A 22,433-nucleotide genomic window follows, 5' to 3' on the forward strand; every position below is an offset into this window, starting at 1 on the left:
GATCGGCACAGCGGTCGGTGCCCGCCCTGTGGAAAAACCCCGAAGGCCTCACCGACGACGAACGCCGCATCGTCATGCGCAACCTCGGCTTCTTCTCCACCGCCGACTCCCTGGTTGCCAACAACCTGGTGCTGGCCGTGTACCGCCTGATCACCAACCCGGAGTGCCGCCAGTACATCCTGCGCCAGGCCTTCGAAGAAGCGATCCACACCCACGCTTATCAATACTGCATCGAATCGCTGGCCATGGATGAAGGCGAGATCTTCAACATGTACCACGAGATCCCATCGGTCGCTAAAAAAGCCGCCTGGGGCCTCAAATACACCCGTTCGATCTCCGATCCGAAGTTCGAAACCGGCACCGTCGAGACTGATAAAGAGCTGCTGCGCAACCTGGTCGCCTACTACTGCGTTCTGGAAGGCATCTTCTTCTACTGCGGCTTCACCCAAATCCTGTCCATGGGCCGTCGCAACAAAATGACCGGCGTGGCGGAACAGTTCCAGTACATCCTGCGTGATGAATCGATGCACCTGAACTTCGGTATCGATGTGATCAACCAGATCAAAATCGAAAACCCGCATTTGTGGGATGCCGAGATGAAGGAAGAAGCGACCCAGATGATTTTGCAGGGCACGCAGCTGGAGATCGAGTACGCGCGTGACACTATGCCGCGTGGGGTGTTGGGGATGAATGCGGCGATGATGGAGGATTACCTCAAGTTCATCGCGAATCGTCGTTTGTCGCAGATTGGTCTTAAAGAAGAGTACCCAGGGACGACTAACCCGTTCCCTTGGATGAGCGAAATCATGGACTTGAAGAAGGAGAAAAACTTCTTCGAAACCCGCGTGATCGAGTACCAGACGGGTGGTGCGCTGAGCTGGGATTGATTCCTAAGCCTCGCAACATTAAGAAGCCCTGAATTGTTCAGGGCTTTTTTATGCCCCCTTGATCTGTATAGGAGCCGTCTTACACCAAAATCATCCATCGAAAGGTTGATACGAATTTCGATGCTGACTAGCCTCGTCTACCGGTGCCTAAGAAACGCCCAACGTAGCTGCTAGCCTCACTCACACAGTCGAGAAATCGCATGGCTAATCATGCGAAATGAACACTGTATCGAGGCCAAGCAAGTTGGAGCTTCTTAAAACCCGCTCTCTACGTTGGGTTTCCACCCTTCTTTAAATCACGTAGAGGTCATAGGAAGTGTCTAGTCAATATCTACTCAACTTGCCTAACGCTGAAGGTATGCTCACATCCGAGCTTTCAATCGCCTTAGTTTTTACTCGTCATAATCTTCAATTACATGCCCTCCTTCTAGAAAACCAAGCGTGGTTCTGTGCGCGTGACCTTGGACGTTTGATGGGGTGGTTCTTAGATGAGCGCACGACTCGCAAGCTTGATGAAGACCAACGAAAAACCGTCAAACTGCTATTCCATGGTCAACCGGAAGAAATGCTGATGATCAGCGAATCCGGTGCTTACGCGCTGTTGGTCTATCACTACACACCGGGGAATCGCCTTCTGCGTAGTTGGCTCACTCATGAAGTCGTTCCGACGCTGCGGGACGAACGTCAGCCAAGGACGGTGGAACGCCCATTGTTGAGCATGCTGGATTGGCCGGAGATGTCGTTAAACCTGCTGCATTGGCAGGATGAGGGCTGGATACGGCTTCGGGATATGCCGTATTTGCTGGTTAATCGGACGTATCGTAGAGAGTCAGCAAAAAATCCGTGGTGGCGAAAGCTCACCCAACCTTTCCGAATGAAGCAGCGAATGTACTGACGCAAACGAACGGCAAATCCCACCGACTCGTAGGAAATTTCATAGACGCATTAATGGCTACTCAGTATCGTCCGAGGGTTTTCAACCCTCGGCGGCTGTATGGATACGAAAAGAAGTAATACCGGATGGAGCGATCAGGAGCTTGAAGCGTCCGTCGATGCCTACCTGAAAATGTGGACGCTTGAACGAAGTGGGCAAGCCTTCAAAAAGTCAGATGAGAACCGGTTACTGCGAGAGGGTCCACTCAACCTGCGCAGCGCTTCGTCAATTGAATATCGCATGCAGAATATCTCTGCGGTATTTGAACAGCTGGGTTTGCAACGTATCACTGGCTATATGCCTGCGAAAAACATCGGCGCCGGTGTGAGTGAACGTATTCGCAAGGTGCTAGCAACAAAACCTGGCCTGCACGCTGAGCTTGGTCTGGCAGCCGTAGATAAGCCACTGCCCGGCGAGCGCCCGACTTTTTCGAAGCCTTTCCTTGTAATCGAGCCACAAGGCATTCTGAATCCACGGCAGTTGTTTACTGTCAGTCTTTCTTACGCACGCGCCGATCATGTACGTAAGCTGGTTCGACAGTTTGCGAACGGGGTCTGCGAAGGTTGCGATTCGCCAGCGCCTTTCGCTGGGATTGATGGCCAGCCATTTCTTGAAGTACATCACGTCAGGCACCTCGCCCAGAAGGGTTCGGATCGCACGACCAATGCTGTAGCCTTGTGCCCCAATTGCCATCAGCGTTGTCACCGGTCGAGTGACCGGGAGGATTTCACTGAGGGGCTTTACTCCAAAGTCGGAAGATTGGCACGGGAGTAAACTCCAGTGGTCACACCTGATGAACGCTCAAAAAACACTAGATAGGACCGAGGCCAACCCGTGAACCCAGACATGCTCGAAGCCGGCCCCATCGACGCCAAAGTACTCTCCGTCTTTGACTTCGACGGCACCCTCACCCACCACGACAGTTTCGTGCCCTTCCTCAAATTCGCCTTCGGCCCCGGCGAGTTTTACGGCCGGATGGTCAAACTCGCCGTGCCTGGGCTGCGCTTTTTGCTGCAGCAGATCAGCCGGGATGAGTTGAAGGCGCAGTTGATCCGCACCTTTATGACGGGCTTGGAGAAGGCGTGGGTGCAGCAGCAGGCTGAGGCGTATTGCCAGCGTTATTGGACCAAGCTGATGCGTCCCAAGGGCTTGCAGTCGGTGGAAGATGAGGTGAAGTCCGGGGCGGTGGTGACGCTGTGTTCGGCGTCGCCGGCGTTGGTGTTGCAGCCGTTTGCGAATCGACTGGGGATCAAGTTGATCGGCACTGAGCTTGAGGTGGTCGACGGGGTGTTGACGGGCAAGCTCACGGGGAATAATTGCCGTTGTGAGAACAAGGTGCTGCGTCTTGAGGCGGTGTATGGGGATTTGGGCGAGTATCGGCTAAGGGCCTGGGGCGATACGCGTGGGGATCGGGAGTTGTTGGCGGCGGCGCAGGATGCGCATTTTCGGCATTTTCATTCGAAGAAGAAGCGCGCCAAGTTGCAGCGGTGATGCGGGTGGGTGGGGTCGGCGGGTGGACCGAGGCGATCCTATCGCTGCCTCGCTGGGGCTCGAGAGCCCCCACATTGGGATCGGCTTCAGGCTGGGAAGCGCACTAGCATGGGGTGCTAGGGGTCGATGCAGATGGATGTGCTCGAAGGCTGGACCGAGGCGATCCCATCGCTGCCTCGCTGGTGCTCGAGAGCTCCCACATTTGAACATTGTTGAGGCTTAGGCCGGCGTCTTCAGGTCCACGCCCAGCGCTGTTGCAAAGGCTTTTACCATCGGGCTTCTCGGCGCGTTATGGCGCAGGATCAGGTTGAATGCCGTGCTCAGGTGAACCTGTTCCGGGCACAGTGCGCGCAGGCGCCCTTCCCTGACCAATGGCGCGGCGTAATGTTCCGGCAGGAAGCCCAGGAAGCGGCCGGTGAGGATCAGGATGGCCACGGCTTCCACCTGGGAGGCCGAGGCGGACTGGCTGTCGTAGGTGACGAAGTTGGCTTTGTCGCGGTGGATCGCGTACCGGTGGTTGACCACTTCGTATTGGCGCAGCACCTCTGGCGTGAGGTCGCTCGCGTTGAACAGCGGGTGTCCTACGGCGCAGTAGGCGTGGGTCTTTTCTTCATACAGCGGGAAGTAGTCGAATTCTTCGCGGCGCTGGTACACCGGCACGATGCCGACGATCAGCCGCCCTTCCACCACGCCGCGCTCAACTTCGTCCAACTGCGAGGCATGCAGGCGCAATCTAATTTTTGGCGATTCGCTGTGTAATTTGCCCAGTGCGGTTATTAGCGGGGAATTAACGTCGGACACGGTGTTATCAATAACGCCGACACTAAGGTCACCAATCAGCTCGTTTTGCGCCGAACTAAGCTTGTCGCGAAAACTGTCTACCGAGGTAAATAACTCGATGGACGCTTGATACACCAATTTGCCTTCTTCGGTCAGGCCGAACCCTTCGCGGCCCCGCGTACACAGGCGCATGCCAATGCGAATTTCGAGGTCGGAGATCTGTTTGCTGATGGCCGCCAGGCCCACATTCAGCTCGTTTTGCGCGGCGCTGAAGCCGCCGGCTTCGACCACGGCCATGAATACGCGCAGCAGTTTGAAGTCCAGCCCACTCAGTTGCAGGGGCGGTCGTGTACCGGGTTTGGGCGGTATGTTTCCAGAAGTGGAAAGTGGAGTTTCCATAATACGCGTTGACCTCAAGTGCCATATTCAACAGGCTTCAACCCAGTCCTTGAACATAGCCAGGCGGCGATAATGAACATAAACATCCGCCCTTGGCAACCTTGAATACGGCGCGTCAGACGCTGGTTCAGTCTAGTTGAAATCTTATTTTTACTGCCTCCGACTCTTCTAAAAACAAGCGTGAGGAATACCGATGTCCCAGCCCACCGACCGCCTTTGGGGCGCTCGTTTCAAGACCGGTCCGTCTGCTGCCTTGGCGGCGTTGTCCCGCTGCCCCGAGCGCTATTTCCGCCTGACGCCCTACGACCTGGCCGGCTCCCGTGCCCATGCCCGTGAGTTGCAGCGCGCCGGTTTGCTGGATGAGTCGGAGACCTTGCGCACCCTCGAGGCCCTGGACCGTATCGGTGACGATTTCGCCGCCGGGCGCCTGCATCCAACCCTGGATGACGAGGACGTACACACCTTTATCGAACGCGTATTGACCGAGCGCCTGGGCGCCTTGGGCGGCAAGTTGCGCGCCGGGCGTTCGCGTAACGACCAGACGGCCAATGACCTGCGCCTTTTCCTGCGCGACCATGCGCGCACCCTCACCACCGAGGTGTTAGGTTTGCAGCAGGCACTGGTGGAGCAGGCCGAGCAACACATCGACAGCATCTGCCCAGGGTTCACCCATTTGCAGCAGGCGCAACCGATTGTGTTCGCCCACCACTTATTGGCGCACGCCCAGTCGATGTTGCGTGATGTGCAACGGTTGGTGGATTGGGACGCGCGCACGGCGTTGTCGCCGTTGGGTGCGGCGGCGATGGCCGGTTCTGCCATTGCACGCCAGCCGGAGCATTCGGCCAAGGAAATGGGCTACACCGGGCCGTGCGAAAACTCCATTGATGCTGTCGCCAGCCGTGACCATGTGGCGGAATTCCTGTTTGTGGCGGGCATGCTCGGGGTGAATATTTCGCGGCTGTCGGAGGAGTTTTGCCTGTGGTCGTCGCGCCAGTTTCGCTGGGTGGTGCTGGACGATGCCTACGCCACTGGCAGCTCGATCATGCCGCAGAAAAAGAACCCGGACATTGCCGAATTGGCGCGGGGCAAGGCTGGGCGTTTGATTGGCAACCTGACCGGGTTGATGTCGACGCTTAAATCCTTGCCGCTGTCGTACAACCGCGATTTGAGTGAAGACAAACACAGCGTGTTGGACAGCGTCGACACCTTGCTGCTGGTGCTGCCGGCGATGGCTGGGATGGTGGCGACCATGCAGGTGCAGGTCGAGGAGCTGCGCAGGCAAGCGCCGATGGGCTTCACCTTGGCGACCGAGGTGGCGGATTGGTTGGCCACCCGTGGCGTGCCGTTTAAAGAGGCGCATGAAATTACCGGCGCGTTGGTGCAGGCCTGTGAGCAGCATGAGATTGAGTTGTGGGAAGCCTCGCCGGCGATGTTGGCGCAGGTGGATGCTCGTTTGTTGCCTGAGGTGCGTGAGTGCCTGACCCTGGAGGCGGCGATTGCGGCGCGCAGTGGGTGGGGTGGGACGGCGCCGGAGCGGGTTCGAGAGCAGATTGGGCGGTTGAAGGTGGCGCTGGCGGCTCAGCAAAAATGGGCTGAGAGTTACACCGGATTCCGAATCTGATCGTTCCCACGCTCTGCGTGGGAATGCCGCCCAGGACGCTCCGCGTCCCGTTGCATGGCTCCAATTCTGCGCAATGGTGACGCGGAGCGTCACGGGATGCATTCCCACGCAGAGCGTGGGAACGATCGTGCAACACCTATATTTTTTGGAGTAGCACCATGAACCAAACCCCGGCGGAGCGCTTGGAAGCCGAGCGCAAGTTGTCCGAGAACCAGTTTGATATCACCCAGTACGAGCACGTGCCGCGGCGGTATTACGGGCGGATGTTTTTTGCCACCTTGATCGTGATCGCCCTGGCCGCGCTGCTGCGCGCATTTGCCAATGGCCAGATCGAATGGTCCTACATCGGCCAGTTCCTCACGTCTGAAGCCATCCTCTGGGGCCTGGTCAACACCATCGTCATGTCGATCCTGGCGATGGCGTTGGGCGTGGTGATCGGGGTGATCACGGCGATCATGCGCATGTCGGCCAACCCGATCCTGCGTTATGTGGCCATCACTTACACCTGGCTGTTCCGGGGCACGCCGCTGATTTTGCAATTGCTGCTGTGGTTCAACCTGGCGCTGATTTTCCCGGTGATCGCGATTCCCGGCCTGTTCAGCATCGACACCGTCGACCTGATGACGCCGTTCGTGGCCGCCCTGCTCGGCCTCAGCATCAACCAGGGCGCGTACACCGCCGAAGTGGTGCGTGCCGGTTTGCTCTCGGTCGACACGGGCCAGTATGAAGCCGCCAAGTCCATCGGCATGCCGAGCCTGCAAGCACTGCGCAGGGTGATTCTGCCGCAGGCCATGCGGGTGATCATTCCGCCTGTAGGCAACGAGTTCATCAGCATGGTGAAAATGACCAGCCTGGCCAGTGTGATCCAGTACTCGGAGCTGCTGCACAACGCGCAAAACATCTACTACGCCAACGCACGGGTCATGGAGCTGCTGATTGTGGCCGGTATCTGGTACCTGGCGGTGGTGACTGTTCTTTCATTTGGTCAAAGCCGCCTTGAGCGTCGTTTTGCCCGCGGCGCCGGCAAGCGTTCGTAAGTTTGGGTTGAGGAGATTTGCCCCATGAGAAGCATCGTCAAGGCCGTCAACCTGAACAAGTATTACGACCAGTATCACGCGTTGCGTGACATCAATATCGAGGTCGAGCAAGGCGAAGTGATGTGCATCATCGGCCCGTCCGGCTCGGGCAAAAGCACGCTGCTGCGTTGCGTCAACCAGCTGGAAAAAATCGACAAGGGCGGCCTGTGGGTCGACGGCGAGCTGGTCGGTTACCGGGTGGTCGGCAACAAGCTGCATGAGATGAATGAATCGCAGATTGCCCGCCAGCGCCTGGCCACCGGCATGGTGTTTCAGCGCTTCAATTTGTTCCCGCATATGACCGTGTTGCAGAACATCATCGAAGGTCCGGTGCAGGTGCTCAAGCGCTCGCCCAAGGAAGCCATCGAAGACGCGCTGGAGTTGCTGGCACGCGTGGGGCTGGCAGACAAGCGCAATGCATACCCGGTGGAATTGTCCGGCGGCCAGCAACAACGAGTGGCCATTGCCCGCGCCTTGGCGATGCGCCCCAAGCTGATGTTGTTTGACGAACCCACGTCAGCCCTCGACCCGGAGCTGGTCGGCGAAGTGCTGTCGGTGATGCGCGACTTGGCCACCACCGGCATGACCATGATCGTGGTCACCCATGAGCTGGGCTTCGCCCGCGAAGTGTCCAACCGCATGGTGTTTATGGATGCCGGCCAGATTGTGGAAGCCGGCAGCCCCGAAGAAATTCTAATAAGCCCACAAAACCCGCGTACCCAAAGCTTTATTTCTGCCGTTCGCACTTAACTAAAAAACTAACGAGAACGCCCCCATGAAAAAATTGTTTATCCCCACGTTGCTCGCAGGCCTGATGGCCTCCACGTTTGTGTTCGCGGCATTGCCGGCGGCAATCAAGGACAAGGGTGAGATCAGCGCGGCCATCGTGCCGAACTACCCGCCGATGGACTTCAAGGACACCGCCACCAACAAGCTCACCGGCCTGGACTTTGACCTGGGCAACGCCCTGGCCGAGCGCCTGGGTGTGAAGATCAAGTGGCAGGAGACCGGCTTCGAGCAGATGCTCAGCGGCCTGACCACCAAGCGCGTCGACATTGTGCTGTCGGGCATGAGCGACACCGCCGAACGCCAAAAGGCCGTGACCTTCATCGACTACTTCACCAGTGGCCCGCAGCTGTACACCCTGGCCAAGCGTGAAGACCTCCAGGCATTGACTGACCTGTGCGGTAAAAAAGTCGGCACCAGCCGCCGTACTACCTGGCCATCGGAAATTGCCGCGTGGAGCAAGGAAAACTGCGAAGCGGCCGGTAAGCCAGCCATCGTGGTGATCGGCACCGAAGGCTCGGCTGATGCGCGGGCGCAGTTGCAGCAGAACCGTCTGGATGCGGCGATGCAGGGCAGCGAGACGATTCCTTATTTGATGTCGCTGGATAAGGGCAAGTACAAGCCGGTGGGTCTGGCGATTTCCAAGCAGTTCACGGGGCTGGGGATTGAGAAGAGCAACACTGAGCTGGTGACGGCGATCAGTGAGGCGCTGCAGGGCATGCTTGATGATGGTACGTACGGCAAGATCCTCAAGAAGTGGGATCTGGAGCAGGGTGCGGTGGAAAAAATCAGCATCAATGCCGGCCAATAAACACAGGATCTAAAAATGTGGGAGCTGGCTTGCCTGCGATAGCGGTGGGCCAGTGAGAAATACTCAAGCTGACCCACCGCTATCGCAGGCAAGCCAGCTCCCACATTAGCTCTGTATTCACATTGGCTCTGTGTTCACTGTTGATCTGTTCTCACCGTAGATCTGTGTTGTCTTGAAGCAATAACAAGGACGCTCACCCCCACCGTGGCCACCTACTCCCTGGTAATCCGCCGTCTGATGATCTGCTCGGTGACCATTGTGGTCAGCCGCGCCATGACCAGCCCATTGCTGGCCTTGCTCTTGAGTACCCGCTTGGGCCTCAACCAGCAGGACATCGGCCTGTTGATGGGCATTGCCGTGTTTATCGCCACGTTGCTGGGCCTGTATGGCGGCTACATCATCGACCGCCTGGAAAAGCGCAAGCTGCTGATCCTGGCCATGCTCTCCAGCTCCATCGGTTTTCTGTTGCTGACGTTTGCCAGCAACCTCTATCTCACCACCCTGACCCTGGTGATTACCGAAGCCGCCTCGGCGCTGTTCCTGATTGGCTCCAAAGCCATCATCAGCGAGAACCTGCCGGTGGGTGATCGCGCCAAGGTGTTTTCCCTGCGTTACACCCTGACCAACGTTGGCTACGCCACTGGGCCGATGATCGGCGTAGTGATTGCCGGGCATATGCAATTGGCGCCGTTCTTGATCGCCAGCGCCATTGCGTTTGGCAGCCTGTTCCTGATGATCGGCATCCCACCGACGCAACGCGATGACAGCCACAAACCTTTGAGTTTCCTCAGCACCCTGCGCACCTTGCGCAGCGACCGCACGCTGATCCTGTTCACCAGTGGCAGCCTGTTGAGCACCATTGTCCACGGGCGCTACACCCTGTATCTGTCGCAGTTTCTGCTGGTGGCCTACAAACCCGCCGAGGCGCTGAAGATTTTGTCGGCAGTGCTGGCCTGCAACGCCATCACCGTGATTGTGATGCAGTACCAGATTGGCCGGTTTCTCAAGCGCGAACAGTTGCGTTACTGGATCGTACTGGGCACGTTGCTGTTCATTGCCGGGCTGGTCGGTTTCAGCCAGGCTCACAGCCTGCTCACGTGGTGCCTGGCGATGTTCGTGTTTACCCTGGGCGAGATGATCATTTACCCGTCGGAATTCCTGTTTATCGACACCATCGCCCCTGACGCATTGCGCGGCAGTTACTACGGCGCACAAAACCTGGCGGCGTTTGGCGGAGCGCTGAGCCCGGTGATTTGCGGCTATTTGCTGATCAACGCTGCGCCGACCAGCATGTTCTATGCGTTGGGTGCACTGACTGCGATGGGCGGCACTTTGTGTTTCTTGAGCGGCCGACGTGTAGCTGGCACACCGCTTATCTAAGGTGGGAGCTGGCTTGCCTGCTCCCACATTTTGCTCTCAGTAATGTCTGATATTTGCGTAGTATCCAGCTATTCAACTCACGGACCCGAGCCCCATGAAATTCGACACGGCCTACAGCCTGAGTCTCGACGACAAGCTGTCGATCTACGACGTTCGAGACCTGAATTTCGACGAAACCGCCGACTTCGACTCCGATAAGGACAGCTTCCTGTGCCCCAACGATGAATGCCGCGCAGCATTCGAAACGGGCAATACGCTGAGCACGTTCAACGCGAAAAACGTCAATTATCAGCGCACGCCCCACTTCAAGAACAAGACCAGCACCCGGCATATCGACGGCTGCCGCTATGCCAGCACGCATAAGACGGCAACCGGTGAAAATGACGACGAGCGCGAGGACAACTTCCCATCGGAATTTGTACTGACCCGGCGTCAGTACCCGCGCAACACTGTGCTTGTCGGCAGCGAGGGAAGCGTCCCACAAGATTCAGCGAAGGCGCCTTCGACAAGTACCCGCTCATCCCACGTCGCCAGCGACACAACCCCAGACAAAACCAGCGTCTTCGCACACCCGGTCGAGTGCTATGTGTCCAATATCGACGACAAGGACAAGCTCAAGTCCATGCCGCTGAAGGTTGGCGAGCACTCCGCTACCTATTGGACGTTTTTCAAGAAAATCGAATACCTGCAAGACAATAAAGGCCTCATCTACTGGGGCAAGATCAAAGCGATCAAGGATTACACCAGCAGCTTTCGCATCGACTTCGAAAAAAAGGTGTGGCTCGACAAAAAGCCTTATTCAGTGAATGTCTACCTGAGCAAAAAACTCATCGAGAACTACCGCAAGCGCACGGCGTTCCTGGAGCAGATCAAGGCGGCCGCCAGTAGCGAACGGGCCTTGTATTGCTTCTTTTACGGGGTGACGCCGGCGCTTAAACAGGTGCCGAGCAAGAAGAACCCCGAGCAGACATTCGGGGTGTTCAGCGCCAATATCGAGAACCTGGACCACTTGATCATTCGTGAGGCACCGGGGTTGGAGTAATGGCTCGCTTGGCAGCCATCAAAAAATCCAGTTGATGAACGGCGCAAACAACTGTACAAAAACACAGTATAGTTTGCCTTCCCCCGTCGAACCTGGAGAAACCCCATGTCCTCTCTGGCAATGAGCTCTTTCGTAGAACAGCAGATCGTCCTGCACCAATTCACCGCCAAACACAGCGCACAGGCCCGCGTGATGCTGGGCTGGAGCCGTGAAGACCTGGCCCGTCAGGCCGGTTTGGCGGTGGAGGTGGTTCAGCGTTTTGAAAGCCTGGGTGAGGTGGAGGATCAAGCTCGGCTAGCCCTCGCGTTCCGGCTGGAGGCTGAAGGCCTGGTGTTTTTTCCAGGGTTTGCGCCGGGCTGGGGCATGAGCGCACGCAGGTTTGAGGCCGCCCCAGCCGAGCCCGCCGCACCGGGCCTCATCTCGCGGTTGATGGGCTCAGCAGCGGCATCAAATGACTCACCAACACCTCAGCCGAATGGTGCGTAGAGTCCAGCCGGATCACCGGGCAGGTCAACGGTTTCAACCAGCTTTCATGCCGACGCAGGCTGCGTAGGCTGTGGTTGCCGCCATCGTAACGAGCGGCCCAGGCCAGGAATGCGACACTGTTGGCGTGGCGGCTGCCGCCTTCCAGAATCTGCTCGCCGTAGCGTTGCACTTCGCGCAGTTGCAAGCGTTTGAGCCGCACGAGTGGGTCCAGGCGCAGGAACACCACATGGGTGAACTGCGCAATCATGGCATCGCCCCACCCGCACAAAGAGCCGGACAGTACCCAACCTTCAAGGCCGGCAGTCTGTTCCTGCAGCAGGCGGATGCGTTCATCCTTGGGCCGGGCGACCGTGAAAGGCTCTGATGTTTGTTGCCAGTAGAAATAGTCGGAGTCGAAATAGGCGACACCCAGGCGTTTGGCCAGGGCCTGGCCCAGGGTTGAGGTACCCGCGCCAGCAGCGCCGAGAATGTGAACTTTGTAAGCCATGCATGCCCTCCATGGCATTGAGTGTAATCGCTCGGATGTGCACTGCGCCGTGAGCCGTTAAAGCCCAGGTCTTGTGCCCGCCTGGGCCGCCTGCTCGTACCCATAAGCCAACGCCAACAGGGTGGGTTCGGCCCAGCGGGTGCCGAAGAAGTAGGCGCCGGTCGGCAAGCCCTCCTCAGTTGTCCCCGAAGGCACGGTGAGCCCAGGGTAACCTGCGGCGGCAACCCCGAAATAGCTGTTGGTATCGAAGTCCGACACCATGGCATCCAGGTTTTGCGCTTTGATCGGGTCGTCGATGGTGCTGCGAAAATCCTGGATAAGCGCCTCCCACAGCGTCTTGCGTTGTTGCGGTGTGAGGTGGGAGGCGTTGACGTCCTCAAGTACCGGCTGGTGATCCGATTCCGTTCCATCACGGTCCTGGTTGAAGGCAATCAACTCGGCCAGTGATTTGACCGGCAGGCCGGGGCGCTTGGCCAAGTAGGCATTGAATGCTTCTTTCACGTCCGAGAGCAGCAACTCGTCATAACGTGAAGCATCTGCCAGCCGCACGTTGATCGGCACCAGAATGGCACCCTGCTCGCGGAGTACTTCCAGTGTTTTGCCAAATTGCACGCTGTTTTCCACCGTCAAGCTTTCACCGTTGGCTGTAAACATCGCAGGATAGCCAATACGTTTACCCTTCAATGCACCCGGCACCAGCAGTGCGGTGTAGTCGATGCCTTGCGGCGCCCCTTGGCTTTCGGGGTCGCGTGGGTCATGGCCCGACATGGCGTTGAGCATCAATGCCACGTCATACACCGAACGCGCCATGGGGCCAGGTGTGTCTTGCCGTGGGCTGGCGGGAATAATCCCGTTGCGATCCAACAGGCCGACGCTGGGTTTGAGCCCCACCACCCCGTTGAGCGCCGCCGGCACGATGATCGAACCATTGGTTTCCGCACCGACCGCCAAGGGTGCCAACCCGGCCGCTATCGCTGCGGCAGAGCCTGAGCTGGAGCCGCCGACGTCGGCCTGCGGGTGGTGAGGGTTACGTGTTTGCCCGCCCCGGCTGCTCCAGCCATCGGGGCCACCGCGAAAGCCTGCCAGTTCGGTCATATTGGTTTTACCCAGGATCACCGCACCTTGCCTGATCAGGTAATCCACAAGCGGGGCATTCCTGTCGGCAGCCATCCCCACCAGCCCGAAGGCACCTGCACTGGTTTGCATACCCGTGGTTTCGATGGTGTCTTTGAGCAAAACAGGGATGCCATGCAGCGGGCCGCGCACCTTGCCACTCGCGCGTTCACGGTCCAGCTCGCGCGCGGCCTCGAGTGCCTCGGGGTTGAGTTCGATGACCGAGCGCAATTGAGGGTCGAGCGTGCGGATGCGCTCTTGCAGGAAATTCACCAGATCGACCGACGTGAGCCCCTGCGGCCGAGCCATGTGTTCGCCCAGTTCGCGAACGCTGGCGTATTCAACCCCTGGCGCCACGGGTTTCGGCGCTGCTGGCTCCTCAGCCGGGGGCTGCGCCGACACGGTTTGCGCAGCCTGTCGGATAATCGAATACACGCCGTAAGCAACCGTCATAAAGGTCTCTCCTGAGTTCAAAAATCATGCGGGATAACGTCCGCCATTCTAAGAACCCCGGCTGCTCAAGACCTTCAGCCAACCTCTACACACATCGTAGGAGCGTTCTGTGCACTCCGTAGCTGTTACGCGCGCCCAGGCGCGCAGGCGTTGATCTGGCGATAGGCACGCAACAACAGCGGCAATGCATCACGCGACCACTGCGCGCCGTAAAACCACAGCTTCGCCCCGCCCCCCAAGGGTTCGCAAAGTGAGGGATAGCCGCTGACGCAAGCACGGTGAAAGGCGACGCTCTCGCTGTCAGACACCAGCGCATCCAAGCGATGTGCAGTCACCAGATCATCTATTTCGTTGCTTTGCAGGGTAAATTGCAGGGAATGGTTTTCGCGACGCGCGTCCACCGGCACCAGTTGTGCGCCGGCCTGGCGCAGGATGTCAAAGGCTGCACACAAGGCTTCGCTATGCTCGACGCCTTCGCGGTGCTCACCCTGCACATAGCGGTCAGCAAAGCCGATACGCCAACCCGATAGCAACTGGCTAGCCGCGACGCTGGTGTTATTCAGCACCAGGGGCACTTCCACCATCACTGGCCCAGTGGGGTCGATACCGCTTAAAGCCGTGAGTGATAACGCGGGATCCCGCGCGGGTTTTGCCGGCAGTGCCGGCGCGTTATAGCCGGGAATGGGCGCAACGCCCACCGCGTGCGCGGCGCCGAACACAATACCTGCGGGGCTCGGGCTCTCGGGTTTGGCAGGGGCCGGCTCGGGCTTCACACAGCCCCCGTCCCCAGCCACAAGCAAGGAAAGCTCCGGGCGACAAGGGCTGCCCAATCGCCAATGTTCCCTACAGTTTTTTTCCATCAAAACCCGATCCCCAACAATTAATTGCGCGGGATCATCGCACCCTTATCTGGCGTTTGTCGCAGCCCTGAAACACCCTGAAAATCCTTTTTCCAGGCGGCAATGCTTCAACCCGCGGCGTGTTCTTTTACACCTTGAGTTTCCACCTCCAGCCACCACGCATGCCCGCGCTCCGGCTGGTTCAGGCTGAACGCCTGCCCCATCGCCGGCGTGGTGATCGACACGTTGCGCTCCCAGGCCAGGGCCATGATGCGGTCGAACGGTTCGTGCCAGGCGTGGAAGGCCAGGTCGAAAGTGCCGTTGTGGATCGGCAGCAGCCAACGACCTTTGAGGTCGATGTGTGCTTGCAGGGTTTGCTCAGGCTGCATATGCACATGGGGCCAGTCGACGTTGTAAGCACCTGTTTCCATCAGCGTCAGATCGAACGGGCCGTAGTGTTCGCCAATGCGTTTGAAGCCGTCGAAATAACCGGTGTCACCGCTGAAAAAGATCCGCCGGGCGCCGTCGATCATCACCCAGGAACACCACAAGGTCTGGTTGCCGTCAAACAGGCCACGCCCGGAAAAATGCTGGGCCGGCGTAGCAATAAAACGGATGCCGTCGACCTCGGTGCCTGCCCACCAATCCAGTTGGCGGACTTTGCTGGCATCCACACCCCACTTGACCAACGTGTCGCCCACACCCAGCGGCGCGAGAAAATAGCGGGTCTTGTCGGCCACTTGCATCACCGCATTGCGGTCAAGATGGTCGTAGTGATTGTGGGAAAGGATCACCGCTTCCAGTGGCGGCAGCTCTTCAAGACTGATCGGCGGCTGATGAAAGCGCTTTGGCCCGGCCCAACTGAAAGGCGAGGCACGTTCAGCAAACACCGGGTCGGTGACCCAGAACTTGCCGCGCATTTTCAGCAGCACGGTGGAATGCCCCAGGCGATACACACTGTGATCGGGCGCCGCCAACAGTTGCTCACGCGTCAGCGGTTGCACCGGGATCTTGCCTACCGGGCGCGTGCTGCGTGGCTTGTTGAACAGCATGTTCCAGAAAATGCGCAAGGTTTTGCCAAAGCCACCATGCTGCACCGGAGCATCGTTGCTGAAATGCCCTGGCGCTTGCTCGGCAGCCTTTGGCGCAGCAGGCGCGGGATCGAGACGGGTTGAGATCGTGGCCATTGCAGAGTGGCTCCAGGGTCGGCTCATAAAATACACCGCGCAGACCAATTACACTGCACAGTGTAGTTTCTAGATTGCAACAAAACCCTGAGCAAGTAAACTACCGAGTGTAATTTCCTTTAGAGCCTTAGAGCCGACCATGACTGCACCCCTGCGCCTCACCGACCGTAAACGCGAAGCCATTGTGGCAGCCGCTATCGCCGAGTTTCGCGCGAATGGGTTCGAGGTCACCAGCATGGACAAAATCGCCGCCACCGCCGGCGTTTCCAAGCGCACGGTGTACAACCATTTCCCCAGCAAGGAAGAGTTGTTTGCTGAAATCCTCCACCAGTTGTGGGCCAGCAGCGTTGCCCAACTGGACGTGAGCTACGCCAGCGACCGCCCGCTGCGCGAGCAATTGCGCGGGCTGCTGGAGGCCAAGATGCTGATGATGTCGGACGCCAACTTCCTCGACCTGGCCCGTGTCGCGATTGCCGCCACCATCCATTCGCCGGATCGCGCACAAGACATGGTCAACCGCCTGAGCAAGCGCGAAGAAGGCTTCACCCAGTGGGTGCGCGCTGCGCAGGAAGACGGCCGGCTGTCCTGCACCGACCCCGCCTTCGCCGCCCACCAGATACAAAGCCTGCTCAAGGCCTTCGCGTTCTGGCCGCAGATCACCCTGGGCCAACCTGTGCTGGACGCTGCCTGCCAAGCCAGCGTGATCGAGTCGGCCATCGACCTGTTCCTGGCCGGTTACGAAGTGCGCGCACCCGGGCCGCAATAAACCCTGTTGCAGGCGCGACATTCCAGGTCGCTTTTGGCGTATTCCCACGCGGTGCTGCGCAAATGGCCTGGAAGGACACTGATTATTCCCACGCGAATAACTGACAATATTCACCGTTAATATCCGATCAACGGTTCTACCCGCTGACGCACGCTGTCGTACCCGCAAAACAGAGCTGACCCGGAACACTATGGAAAACAGACGAGGCAAAGGGCTTTCATTTGCCAGACGTATCTACAAGCCAAGGATCATCGGCCTGGGTATCGGTTGTATCAGTGTGGCCGGCGCCCTTTACCCCCTGGCGATGCCGGGCTGGGTGTGGGCGTTCCTGCTGTTCAATGGCTTTGTCTGGGCGCATGTGGCGTATCAACTTTCAGCCCGATCGCAGTTTCCCTATCAGGCTGAACAGCGCAACCTGCTCTATGACTCGTTGTTCGGCGGCTTCTGGGCCGCCGCCACCCAGTTCACGCCCCTGACGGCCGTGACCGTGCTGTCGATGATGACCATGAACAACGTCGCCGCCGGCGGCAAGCGCCTGTTTCTGCGCGGGCTGCTGGCGCAAGCGGCGGGTATCGCGGTGGCATGGGGCCTGTTCGGGGTCAAGTTCAACCCCACTGTCAGCCTCAGCCAGGTCTACACCTGCTTGCCGATGCTGACGCTCTACCCGATGGCCATTGGTCTGGTCTGCTATCAGTTGGCAATCAAGCTCTCGGAACACAAACGCGCCCTCAGCGCCCTGAGCCGCATCGACAGCCTCACCGGCCTGCTCAACCATGGCTCGTGGAAAGACCTGCTCCACCTCAAGTTCCATAAGTGCCAGCAGCAAGGCAGCCACGCCACCGTCGCGCTGATCGACATCGACCACTTCAAGCAGATCAATGACACCTACGGCCATATCGTCGGTGATGCGGTGTTGCGCCAACTCAGCCAGGAATTACGCCGGCACCTGCGGGAAAACGACTTGGCCGGCCGCTATGGCGGCGACGAGTTCTGTGTGATTTTGCCGCAAATGCCGCTGGAAGAAGCCGCGCAAGTCATGGAACGCATGCGCGAAACGTTCGGAAACTATCGCAATACCCAGATCCCGGAACTGCGCGTGAGCCTGAGCATTGGCCTGGCCGATTTTCAACGGTTGTTCAGCGATGCCGCGATGTGGCTCAACGCGGCGGACCGTGCGCTGTACACCGCCAAGGAAACCGGGCGTAACCGGGTGAATGTCAGCGATTACGTGGTCGCCCATTCCGCCTGAGTTGTCTGATAACACCTCGTCTGAATCTTCCGCTCGCGCCTCGCAGCGATAGCATAATGCCGCCACTGGTCGCCTGCCCAATAATGGTCCTGCCCTAACGGCGAACTTCTTGGCAGGCTGATCACTCTGAACCCCTTGTTCCGCCCCCTCTGTCAGCACCAGGAAGCTGACAATGAGCAAGTCAACCGTAAGGCCCAGGGCCATACGGGGTCAGGCGCCTATTCATGGATACCTCTGACGCGTGCTTCCCCGAGCTCTCGAACATGCTATTCAACGCCCATAAAAAAACTATCAGTACCCTGCAACACACCAATGCCCAGCAGGCCAGCCTTCTCGACGCGATTGAGCGCTCCATGGCCGTGATTGAATTCGACCTGCAAGGCAGCGTGCTGCGCGCCAATGACAACTTCCTCAAGACCATGGGCTACCGCGCCGAGCAGATCCTGGGGCAGCCCCATCGGATGTTCTGCACACCCGCGTTCGCCCGCAGCGCCGAGTACAACCAGTTGTGGACGCAACTGCGCAACGGCCAATTCCAGTCCGGCACCTTTGAGCGGCTGGCCGGCAATGGCCATTCAGTGTGGCTGGAAGCCAGCTACAACCCGGTGCGCGACGAGGCCGGCCAAGTGGTCAAAGTGGTGAAGTACGCCATGGACGTCACCCCACGCCTGCAAGCCGAAAGCGAAGCCAACGCCAAGCTGGGCGCCATTGACCGGGCCATGGCAGTGATCGAGTTCAACCTCGACGGCACCATCATCACGGCCAATGACAATTTCCTGCAGCGCATGGGCTACAGCCTGGCGCAGATCCAGGGCAAACATCACCGCCTGTTCTGTACGCCGGAACTGGCCAACAGCACGGCGTACAGCGAGTTCTGGAAACGCCTGAACCAGGGTGAACTGTTCAACGGCCAGTTCGAGCGTGTCGATAAACACGGCCAGATCCTGTGGCTCGAAGCCAACTACAACCCGGTATACGACGCCAGCGGGCGCCTGTGCAAAGTGGTCAAGTTCGCCTCGGACGTCACCGCCAGGGTGCAGCAGCACGCTGCCGACGCCGCCAGCGCGGCCCAGGCTTATCATATTTCCCTGAACACCCGGGATGTGGCGGAAAAAGGCGCCGACGTGATCCAGCAAACTGCCAGCGGCATGCGCGAAATTGCCGCCGACATCGACACCTCCTCGCAACTGATCGCCAAGCTGGGCGAGCGTTCGCAGCAGATCACCGCTATCGTCAACACCATTCGCGGCATCGCCGACCAGACCAACCTGCTGGCCCTCAACGCCGCCATCGAGGCGGCACGCGCGGGTGAGCAAGGCCGTGGTTTTGCCGTGGTGGCTGACGAAGTGCGGCAACTGGCAGCCCGCACCAGCGGCTCGACGGCGGAAATCTCCAGCATGATCGCGATGATCCAGGACGAAACCCGCCAAGCCATCGAGAGCATGGACAGCACCCGCGACCGCGCGGCGCTCGGGGTCGACCTGGCCAACCGTGCGGGCACGGTGATCCTGCAGATTCGCGAAGGCACCACCGAGGCGGTGCAGGCGGTGAGTGCGTTTGCCAACGAGCGCGGCAACACCTGACCGGTTCTTCATGTGTCTGTCGGGGGGGCGCGGTCTATAGTGCTAGCTTGTCTTAACGCTTAGGATTCGAGCCCGCCATGACCCCCGACAAGCCAGAAGCCGTACCTGTCGATCACCTGCGCTTCCACCGCGGCCACGCCCATCTGGCGCCAACCTTTGGCAACGACACCTTTGCCCTCAAGGCCGAAGCCTTCGCACGCTTCTTTGGCACGCCGACCTTTCTCGGCGCGCAAACCGCGATCGTGGTGTTGTGGGTGGTGCTGAACATCACCGGCGTCACGCACTTTGACGTGTACCCGTTCATCCTGCTCAACCTGGCATTCAGCCTGCAGTCAGCCTACGCCGCGCCGCTGATCCTGCTGGCCCAGACACGCCAGGCCGCCCGCGACAAAGCCCAGTCCGACGCCGATGCGCAGCACCGCGAAGCCCTGGCCATCGCCAATACCGAACGCCAGGCCCAGGCCGCGCAAACCACCAAACAGTTGCTGGAGTTGCTGGAGCAGAACACCCGGCTGACAGAAATGACCAAGCAACTGACCGAGCGTATCGAGACGTTGACGTGCGAGATGCATGAGCAGTTTGTGCGAAAAACCTGAAACGTCTGCCAGAGGAGCTCTCCTGGGGCTGGTAGGCTTGTTGTGGCGAGCGGGCTTGCCCCGCGTTGGGGCGCGCAGCGGCCCCAAAACCAGACGCCGCGTTTTTTGCTTTAAGGACCGCGTCGACTTTATTGGGGCTGCTGCGCAGCCCAACGCGGGGCAAGCCCGCTCGCCACAACAAGCTCCCTCGCCACAGGTATCCGGTTCATCCTTGGTTGATAGCCCAGTTCAAGGCAACCGAATATGCCGCCCCAACTCATCAAACAAGGTCACCACCGAGCGCAGTGCCCGGCAGTCCGGGCGTGTCAGCAACCATAGCGCGGTCTCACGCCCTGCCAGTGTGGGGCCGATCGGTTGCAAACCCTCTTGCAACAGAAAGTCCGGCAACGCTGCCACGCCCAGACCTGCCCGCACCAACTCGGCGACCGACAACATGCTGTTACAGCGATAACTGGGGCGCACGCCCGGCAGGTGCTCACGCCGCCAGGCCACGGTGGAGTGATCGGGCAAAAAGTCATCCGGCGCGATCCACGCCAGTTCGGCCAACTCACGCCCCTGGTTTTGGCGGGCATAACCGGCGCTGGCGTACACCTGATAAGCCACGCTGCCCAGGCGGCGGCCTACCAGGTGCTCCGGCGGCGTCTTGGTCAGGCGCAGGGCAATGTCCGCGTCGCGGCGGCTGAGGTTGGCAAAATCATTGGACGTGCTCAATTCCAGGGTCAACGCCGGGTAGGCCGGCATGAACTGCGCCAGCGCCGGCAACAGCAAACCCTGCAACACCGAGTCGGTGCAGGTCAGGCGCACGGTGCCGCTGATCACTTCGCCGCCCTGCTCCACCCCGATGCGCGCAGCTTCCAGCGCCTGCTCGGCCTGTTCCGCCTGCTGCGCCAGGTGGCTGGCCAAACTGGTGGGCAGGTAGCCGGCGCGGCTTTTTTCGAACAGGGTCTGGCCCAGGGCCGCCTCCAGCCTTCGCACGGCACGGAACACCGTGGACACGTCCACCCGCAGCAGCGCCGCCGCCCGCGCCAGGGTGCCGCCACGCACCAGGGCGAGAATCAGCGACAGGTCCGGGTAATCGAGTTGATAGTGCGTGGCTGCATTGAGCATGTGGGCAAACGCCAATTTTGATTGCGTGAGCGCCAATCTATAGTGCACCTCAGGACACCACAAGCCATGGGACGTACACGATGAAAACCACCCTGCTGCAACTCGCCCTGATCGGTGATTACAACCCTGACGTAACGGCCCACCAGGCCATCCCCGTGGCACTGCAACAGGCTGCCGACACCTTGGGCCTGAGCGTGCAGTTGCACTGGCTGGAGACCGACTCGATCACCCCGGCCACCGAGCTGCATGCCTTCGACGGCTTCTGGTGCGTGCCCGCCAGCCCCTACCGTGATGCCGACGGCGCACTGCGGGCGATTCGTTTTGCCCGCGAGCAAAAACGCCCATTCCTGGGCACCTGCGGTGGTTTTCAACACGCGGTCATCGAATATGCCCGCAACGTGCTGGGCTGGACGGATGCGGAGCATGGCGAACTGGCGCCCGCGGCCAAGCGCGCGGTTATCACACCGCTCGCGTGTTCCCTGATCGAGGCCACCGGCAGCATCCGCCTGGCGCCCTACACGCGCATCGCCGAGGCCTACGCCAGCCTGGACACCCACGAAGGTTACCGTTGCAGCTACGGCATCAACCCCGCGTTCGCCCATGCGTTGCTCGAAGGCGACCTGATCCCCAGCGGCCACGATTCGGCGGGCGATCTGCGCGCCGTCGAACTGCTGGACCACCCGTTTTTCGTCGCCACCTTGTTTCAGCCCGAACGCGCGGCACTTAAGGGGCTCACGCCGCCACTGGCGATTGCCCTGCTCAACGCCTGCCGGGCGCAATCGGTATGATCGCCAACACGCCCGCCCCACCCTACTACGCGGTCATCTTCAGTTCCTTGCGCACCGAGGGCGATCAAGGTTACGGGCAGGCTGCCACGCGCATGCTGGAACTGGCGCGCGAGCAACCGGGTTTTTTGGGTGTTGAGTCAGCGCGGGAAGACGGCTTGGGCATCACCGTTTCCTACTGGGCAAGCGAAGCGGCGATTCTGGCCTGGAAGCAACACGCCGAACACAGCCAAGTACGCGAACAAGGCCGCGCCCATTGGTACTCGGCGTTTAATACCCGCGTATGCAAGGTCGAGCGGGCTTACACCTTCCAGCGCTGAAACACAGCCTCAAGCCCCCCTGCAAAACCCTGTGGGAGCTGGCTTGCCTGCGATGACCATAGGTATCTACACAACCGGTTAACACGAAGTCTGTGGCCAGTGGGCTGTTGTGGCGAGCAGGCTTGTCCTGCGTTGGGCTGCGAAGCAGCCCCAAACCCAGACACTGAGTTCTTTCAGGAAAATTGCAGTGCCTTTACTGGGGCCGCTTCGCGGCCCAACGCAGGACAACCCTGCTCGCCACAGGAGAAATTGGCT

Annotated in this window: 23 protein-coding genes; 17 read left to right on the plus strand and 6 right to left on the minus strand. The window is 59.5% G+C overall.

The window, feature by feature from the left end; all coding sequences use genetic code 11:
- The 4 genes from ASE80_RS14780 to ASE80_RS14795 form a co-directional block, all read left to right on the plus strand.
- Positions 1-887: ribonucleotide-diphosphate reductase subunit beta (locus tag ASE80_RS14780; protein ID WP_056859574.1), on the plus strand; the 887-nt coding region annotated here is incomplete at its 5' end.
- A 358-nt stretch (positions 888-1,245) separates the two neighbouring features.
- A complete protein-coding gene (locus ASE80_RS14785) occupies positions 1,246-1,782 on the plus strand; it encodes a BRO-N domain-containing protein (RefSeq protein ID WP_177336524.1) in 537 nt (178 codons plus the stop codon).
- A gap of 99 nt (positions 1,783-1,881) precedes the next feature.
- On the plus strand, positions 1,882-2,595 hold the full coding sequence (locus ASE80_RS30180) for an HNH endonuclease (RefSeq protein WP_082463626.1): 714 nt from the start codon (positions 1,882-1,884) through the stop codon (positions 2,593-2,595).
- A gap of 72 nt (positions 2,596-2,667) precedes the next feature.
- Positions 2,668-3,312 (plus strand): HAD-IB family hydrolase, encoded by a 645-nt coding sequence (locus ASE80_RS14795; RefSeq protein WP_056859577.1) that lies wholly within the window; start codon positions 2,668-2,670, stop codon positions 3,310-3,312.
- A 219-nt stretch (positions 3,313-3,531) separates the two neighbouring features.
- Here the strand turns inward: ASE80_RS14795 and ASE80_RS14800 are convergent, their stop codons facing one another.
- Positions 3,532-4,491, minus strand: a complete 960-nt coding sequence (locus ASE80_RS14800) for a LysR family transcriptional regulator (RefSeq protein WP_056859578.1) — start codon at positions 4,489-4,491, stop codon at positions 3,532-3,534.
- Positions 4,492-4,684: 193 nt separating this feature from the next.
- Between ASE80_RS14800 and argH the strand changes: the two genes are divergently transcribed.
- From argH to ASE80_RS14835, 7 genes are all read left to right on the plus strand, one after another.
- Complete coding sequence (gene argH, locus ASE80_RS14805; protein ID WP_056859579.1) at positions 4,685-6,112, plus strand: argininosuccinate lyase; 1,428 nt, start codon at positions 4,685-4,687, stop codon at positions 6,110-6,112.
- A 158-nt stretch (positions 6,113-6,270) separates the two neighbouring features.
- Positions 6,271-7,149, plus strand: coding sequence for an amino acid ABC transporter permease (locus ASE80_RS14810; RefSeq protein WP_017134649.1), 879 nt, complete (start codon positions 6,271-6,273; stop codon positions 7,147-7,149).
- Between the two features lie 24 nt (positions 7,150-7,173).
- A complete protein-coding gene (locus tag ASE80_RS14815) occupies positions 7,174-7,938 on the plus strand; it encodes an amino acid ABC transporter ATP-binding protein (RefSeq protein ID WP_017134648.1) in 765 nt (254 codons plus the stop codon).
- A gap of 25 nt (positions 7,939-7,963) precedes the next feature.
- The gene (locus tag ASE80_RS14820) at positions 7,964-8,785 is read left to right on the plus strand and encodes an ABC transporter substrate-binding protein (RefSeq protein ID WP_056859580.1); all 822 of its coding nucleotides are present in this window, start codon (positions 7,964-7,966) and stop codon (positions 8,783-8,785) included.
- Between the two features lie 204 nt (positions 8,786-8,989).
- Positions 8,990-10,165 (plus strand): MFS transporter, encoded by a 1,176-nt coding sequence (locus ASE80_RS14825; protein ID WP_056859581.1) that lies wholly within the window; start codon positions 8,990-8,992, stop codon positions 10,163-10,165.
- Between the two features lie 94 nt (positions 10,166-10,259).
- The gene (locus tag ASE80_RS14830) at positions 10,260-11,207 is read left to right on the plus strand and encodes a hypothetical protein (protein ID WP_056859582.1); all 948 of its coding nucleotides are present in this window, start codon (positions 10,260-10,262) and stop codon (positions 11,205-11,207) included.
- Between the two features lie 105 nt (positions 11,208-11,312).
- Entirely contained in the window at positions 11,313-11,693 is a 381-nt protein-coding gene (locus ASE80_RS14835) for a transcriptional regulator (RefSeq protein WP_081321533.1), read from the plus strand.
- Here ASE80_RS14835 and ASE80_RS14840 read toward each other — a convergent pair.
- From ASE80_RS14840 to ASE80_RS14855, 4 genes are all read right to left on the minus strand, one after another.
- Positions 11,623-12,180, minus strand: coding sequence for an AAA family ATPase (locus tag ASE80_RS14840; protein WP_056859584.1), 558 nt, complete (start codon positions 12,178-12,180; stop codon positions 11,623-11,625). The genes ASE80_RS14835 and ASE80_RS14840 overlap by 71 nt on opposite strands.
- Before the next feature lie 57 nt (positions 12,181-12,237).
- Positions 12,238-13,746 carry an amidase family protein gene (locus ASE80_RS14845; RefSeq protein ID WP_056859585.1) on the minus strand — a complete coding sequence of 503 codons (1,509 nt, stop codon included), beginning with the start codon at positions 13,744-13,746 and terminating at the stop codon, positions 12,238-12,240.
- A 125-nt stretch (positions 13,747-13,871) separates the two neighbouring features.
- Positions 13,872-14,519 (minus strand): hypothetical protein, encoded by a 648-nt coding sequence (locus ASE80_RS14850; protein ID WP_236708835.1) that lies wholly within the window; start codon positions 14,517-14,519, stop codon positions 13,872-13,874.
- Positions 14,520-14,713: 194 nt separating this feature from the next.
- Complete coding sequence (locus ASE80_RS14855; protein ID WP_056859587.1) at positions 14,714-15,772, minus strand: MBL fold metallo-hydrolase; 1,059 nt, start codon at positions 15,770-15,772, stop codon at positions 14,714-14,716.
- 139 nt (positions 15,773-15,911) lie between these two features.
- On the opposite strand from ASE80_RS14855, the gene ASE80_RS14860 reads away from it, so the two are divergent.
- The 4 genes from ASE80_RS14860 to ASE80_RS14875 all read left to right on the plus strand — a co-directional run bounded on the left by ASE80_RS14860 (position 15,912) and on the right by ASE80_RS14875 (position 19,966).
- Positions 15,912-16,538: a TetR/AcrR family transcriptional regulator gene (locus ASE80_RS14860; RefSeq protein WP_056859588.1), complete on the plus strand. Its 627-nt coding sequence runs from the start codon at positions 15,912-15,914 to the stop codon at positions 16,536-16,538.
- 190 nt (positions 16,539-16,728) lie between these two features.
- Positions 16,729-17,787 (plus strand): diguanylate cyclase, encoded by a 1,059-nt coding sequence (locus ASE80_RS14865; protein ID WP_056859589.1) that lies wholly within the window; start codon positions 16,729-16,731, stop codon positions 17,785-17,787.
- Positions 17,788-18,050: 263 nt separating this feature from the next.
- Complete coding sequence (locus tag ASE80_RS14870) at positions 18,051-19,370, plus strand: methyl-accepting chemotaxis protein (RefSeq protein WP_056859590.1); 1,320 nt, start codon at positions 18,051-18,053, stop codon at positions 19,368-19,370.
- A 77-nt stretch (positions 19,371-19,447) separates the two neighbouring features.
- Positions 19,448-19,966, plus strand: a complete 519-nt coding sequence (locus tag ASE80_RS14875) for a DUF1003 domain-containing protein (protein WP_056859591.1) — start codon at positions 19,448-19,450, stop codon at positions 19,964-19,966.
- Between the two features lie 228 nt (positions 19,967-20,194).
- On the opposite strand, the gene ASE80_RS14880 is transcribed toward ASE80_RS14875, so the two are convergent.
- Positions 20,195-21,073 carry a LysR family transcriptional regulator gene (locus ASE80_RS14880; protein WP_056859592.1) on the minus strand — a complete coding sequence of 293 codons (879 nt, stop codon included), beginning with the start codon at positions 21,071-21,073 and terminating at the stop codon, positions 20,195-20,197.
- Between the two features lie 80 nt (positions 21,074-21,153).
- On the opposite strand from ASE80_RS14880, the gene ASE80_RS14885 reads away from it, so the two are divergent.
- Both ASE80_RS14885 and ASE80_RS14890 read left to right on the plus strand, forming a co-directional pair.
- Positions 21,154-21,861, plus strand: a complete 708-nt coding sequence (locus ASE80_RS14885) for a CTP synthase C-terminal region-related (seleno)protein (RefSeq protein ID WP_056859593.1) — start codon at positions 21,154-21,156, stop codon at positions 21,859-21,861.
- Positions 21,858-22,178, plus strand: coding sequence for an antibiotic biosynthesis monooxygenase family protein (locus tag ASE80_RS14890; protein WP_056859594.1), 321 nt, complete (start codon positions 21,858-21,860; stop codon positions 22,176-22,178). The genes ASE80_RS14885 and ASE80_RS14890 overlap by 4 nt, the downstream gene beginning before the upstream one ends.
- Positions 22,179-22,433: the final 255 nt, after the last annotated feature.

The sequence above is a fragment of the Pseudomonas sp. Leaf15 genome (assembly GCF_001421425.1).
GTDB lineage: Bacteria > Pseudomonadota > Gammaproteobacteria > Pseudomonadales > Pseudomonadaceae > Aquipseudomonas > Aquipseudomonas salomonii.